2 protein-coding genes and 3 pseudogenes are annotated in these 3,979 nt (G+C 64.3%); 4 read left to right on the top strand and 1 reads right to left on the bottom strand.

What is annotated here, in order from left to right:
• Nucleotides 1–326, top strand: a pseudogene (locus tag ACWPOB_RS28435) (acetyl-CoA C-acyltransferase); the annotation flags it as partial.
• A gap of 257 nt (nucleotides 327–583) precedes the next feature.
• Here the strand turns inward: ACWPOB_RS28435 and ACWPOB_RS28430 are convergent.
• Nucleotides 584–857: pseudogene (locus ACWPOB_RS28430) on the bottom strand (transposase); the annotation flags it as partial.
• Between the two features lie 460 nt (nucleotides 858–1,317).
• Between ACWPOB_RS28430 and ACWPOB_RS28425 the strand changes: the two are divergent.
• From ACWPOB_RS28425 to ACWPOB_RS28415, 3 genes and pseudogenes are all read left to right on the top strand, one after another.
• Nucleotides 1,318–1,941: an alpha/beta hydrolase fold domain-containing protein gene (locus tag ACWPOB_RS28425; protein ID WP_165037584.1), complete on the top strand. Its 624-nt coding sequence runs from the start codon at nucleotides 1,318–1,320 to the stop codon at nucleotides 1,939–1,941.
• A gap of 75 nt (nucleotides 1,942–2,016) precedes the next feature.
• Complete coding sequence (locus ACWPOB_RS28420) at nucleotides 2,017–3,315, top strand: PucR family transcriptional regulator (RefSeq protein ID WP_455402861.1); 1,299 nt, start codon at nucleotides 2,017–2,019, stop codon at nucleotides 3,313–3,315.
• A 30-nt stretch (nucleotides 3,316–3,345) separates the two neighbouring features.
• A pseudogene (locus ACWPOB_RS28415) lies at nucleotides 3,346–3,665 on the top strand (transposase family protein); the annotation flags it as partial.
• Nucleotides 3,666–3,979 lie beyond the last annotated feature (314 nt).

The raw sequence follows: 3,979 nt of genomic DNA, 5'->3' as shown, positions 1-3,979 counted from the left end.
AGATCATGGGTCTGGGCCCGATCGAGGCCGTGAAGAAGGCTCTCGCCCACGCCGGCAAGACCATCTCCGACATCGACCTGTTCGAGATCAACGAGGCGTTCGCCGTGCAGGTGCTCGGCTCCGCCCGCGAGCTCGGCATCGACGAGGACAAGCTCAACGTCTCCGGTGGTGCGATCGCCCTCGGTCACCCGTTCGGCATGACCGGCGCGCGGATCACCGCCACCCTGCTCAACAACCTGCAGACCCACGACAAGCAGTTCGGCGTGGAGACCATGTGCGTCGGCGGCGGCCAGGGCATGGCGATGGTCCTCGAGCGCCTGAGCTGATCCGAAGTCAACGTGAACCGCCTTGGATCCGGTAGAGACGTTATTCAGGACACCTCAAGGAAAGGATGTCTCATTGGGGAGTTTGCCAGTACGTCGGAGCGGCGGCGAGTTGCAGAAAGCCGGCGAAGTGCTTGTTATGGCGTTCATAGCGGATGGTCCGCCGCCGGTATCCGGTTAGCCATGCCGACGATCGTGGTCGGCGTAGGTATCGATGACGTCCTGGTAGACCCGCTACGTGATCGCGAACGGCGGGTGCTGTTCCTCGCCGAATACCGCCTCGAGACGTCGGCGTTGCGGATCGCTGAGCAGTTCCTGCCGGGTGCGGGCGGTGCGGCGAAGGCCGTCGAGCGGATCCCCCAAACGGCCGCGGTGCCCACAGGTGTGCTGCTGCACGCGCTGGCGACACAGATCCAGCTTCGTCCCGGTCAGAGCCACGACGTGGAACGGATCCATCACCGTCGCCGCATCGGGAACCCTGCTGGTCGCGGCGTGCTTGTAGCCGCCGAACCCGTCCATCGCCACCACTTCGATACGTCCCGAAAGCGGCGCTCTGCCGGTCGAGCCAGGTGGTGAGGACCGCCGAAGATCTCAGGTTCGGACGCAGGGCTCCCGAGTGCTCGGATGACGATCGGTGTAGGAACATTCATCATCTACCACCCGGAGCCCGTCTCACGTCGACGACGCCGACCGCACCGAACGCATTGTTACAGCCTGAACCGGGGGTTCCATACCACGGATTGTCGCAGATTCGACTTCTCGCTACCGCGACATGAGCACTCTGCTGGGTCCCGACGTCGCCGTCACCCGTCGGCCATGTGCCCAGAGCCCTACAGTGACTCTGATCTCAGTATCGCGCGCCCAGTGATTCATGCCACACCACCTCTTAGTCTCGACGGTGCCCTGATGCATGCGCATCGATCGCGCTCACCCGCGTTGATCGACGCCTACGGATCATGGACCGATTCAGAAGTTCACATGGTGAGGAGTTGTCGTGACCACAGCTGACCGAGTAGAGGTGCAGGACGAGAGCAGCATGCCGGCTGATGCCGCACAGCCGGCGGCTCGTCAGGTCGGGGACGGAGCGTCCGGCCGCTCGGACCATTCGTGGATGGGCACCGAGGTCCCTCACGTCGTGATCTCGCTGGAAAAGTGCATGGGTGTGTGGGCAGCGGCCACAGATCCCCGTTCCGATCGAGTGTTGCTGTATCTGCACGCGGGGGGGCGCCGCTGCTGCAAACTGCCGAGCCATCGTCGTCTGGTGTCGCGGCTGTGCGATGCGCTGGACGCCTCGGTGCTCGTGGTCGACTATCGGACGGCGCCCGAGTACACCGTCGGGGACGGTATCGACGACGCGGTGGGCGCCTATCGGCTGCTCATGGCAGCAGGTTACGACTCCGAACACATCGTTCTGGCAGTCGATTGCGCAGACGGTGACCTCGCGGTGATGGTACCGATGGTGTTCAGGGACCTCGGACTCCCGGACCCCGCATCCGTCGTGATGATGTCCGCATTGGAGGACGGCGGCGAACTCGATGACACATCGCATCAAGCTGCCACACCGGGTTGCGCGCTCTTGCCGTCAACTCCACGTGCCTTGACGCCGCCACTGCACTGATCACCTCGAGTCGTCACGGACCCATCCCGGGACGGTAGGCTCGGGGAGTGGGACGTATCCAGCACTCGGACGACGATGACTGCGGAGGTCACCAAGGTCGAGTCGATGCACGATCCTGACCCCTCGGTGCGGGCGCTTGTGATGCGCGTTGCTGCGGTCGCCGGTAAGCACGCCGATGAGATTGTCTCCCTATTGGTCGACGAAGCCGTCAACGAAGTCGAAGAGATCAAGGCCGATCAACGCCTCCTCGAGTTGGCGACTGCGGGAGCCCAGGCCGCGGTCGTCACCAACCTGCAGATGCTCGAGCATGACCTCGACGTCTCCTCGATGGAGGTGCCGGGGGCCGTTGTGGAGTATGCACGTGTGGTCGCGCAGCGTGGTTTTCCCTTCGACCTCCTGGAGCGGGGGACCCGCGTGACGCGCAACGTGATGCTGCGCTGGTGCCTGGAACGGCTCGGAGAGTTGGGTGACGACCCGGTCGTCGTGGCAAGGTCCGCCGTCGACCTCATGACGCGACTGACCACATGGACCGATGATCTCTATCGTCAGGTCTTGCACCATTACGAGATCGCACGCGAGACATGGTTGCGGGAGCGTACTGCTGCTCGAACGGCCCTCATCGAAGCTATCCTCGCTGGGCGCTCTGTCGATGTCGGAGACGTCGAGAGAGCGTTCTACTACCGTCTGAACCAATTGCACGTGGGGGTCATCGCGTGGATCGATCGGTCGACCTCCGAGGATCGGCTGGCCCGACTGGAGAGTGCGGTTTCCGTACTCGCCAAACGATGTGGTGCACAGTCGCGTCCATTGTTCGAACCTCGCGATGAGCGCACCGCCTGGGCGTGGCTACCGCTGGGGGCCGACGGGGGGGCCGACCTCTTCGAGATCGCGTCGACCTTCGACGGGGGTGACGATTCGGTGACCATGGCCATAGGCGCGATGCACGAGGGAGCCGAAGGCTTCGTTCGCACGCATCGGCAGGCCACTCGGGCGGCGATGGTGGCACGGGCCTCGCAAGTTCCCAATCTTCGTGTGGTGTTCAGTGAGAGCGCAGGCTCGGTGGCGCTGATGTGCTCAGACCTCGCCCTTGCGAGCGAATGGGTGCGGGATGTGCTGGGACCGTTGGCCGTTGACGACCCGCCGATGGCACAGTACCGAGAAACGCTGCGTACATTCTTGGCGAGTGGTGGCAGTTACGCCACCACCGCCGTCATCCTCACCATGCACAAGAACTCGGTCATGTACCGACTCCGAAAGATCGAGCAACTACTCGGGCGTAGCGTCCGAGAGAGACGGCTCGACGTGGAGAATGCTCTCGCATTGTGCGAGTGGCTCGGTTCCGCTGTCATGGAGCAGAGCGTTCGCAGCGACTGAGCTTGGTTTTAGTGAGGTTTTCTCAGTAGGTGGGTGTCCGATGCACTGCCGGGCAGCACCCACGATCTGACCGCCGCCCGAACGCACCGGATCACCGGGGCTCTGTACGCTGCCAGGGCCTTGCCGCCCTCGCGGACAAGGGCTACCAGAACACCGGCATCGGCATCCATACCCCCACGAAGGTCCCTGCCGACGGCAACTCCCTCGATGTCGTCACCGTTTGCCGCCACACGCTGCTGTCCGGACTTCGGTGCCTCGGCGAACGCGCCGCCGCGCTGCTCACCACCCGGTGGAAGGTCCTCGACAGGATCACGCTGTGTCCCAACCGAATCAATTCCATCGCCAAGGCGCCGCACCCCGCCGAGCAGTCGGTTCATCGCTCCGTGGCGGAGAACATCGAGGTCGTCGATGCTGTCGGCGCCGGCGAGCATCCCCGCGACGATGCTCGCGGACTTGACCGCCGGGTCGGTGAACCGACGCTCGGATGCCGGCCGAACAGCTCGTTCAGACCGGGTCTCGGCCAGTCGCATCACGGGTACCAGCCCTGCGGCCGAGTCGGGTAGCGGGGACGCATTACTGCGTCCCCGCCCCCTCAGAACCGTACGTGCCACTCGTCGCGGCATACGGCTCAAGCAAGCCCCGCGGACGTCGCGGGCTGCTGGTT

The sequence above is a fragment of the Rhodococcus sp. 2H158 genome, assembly GCF_053764755.1.
This window is presented reverse-complemented; position numbering and strand designations above follow the sequence as displayed.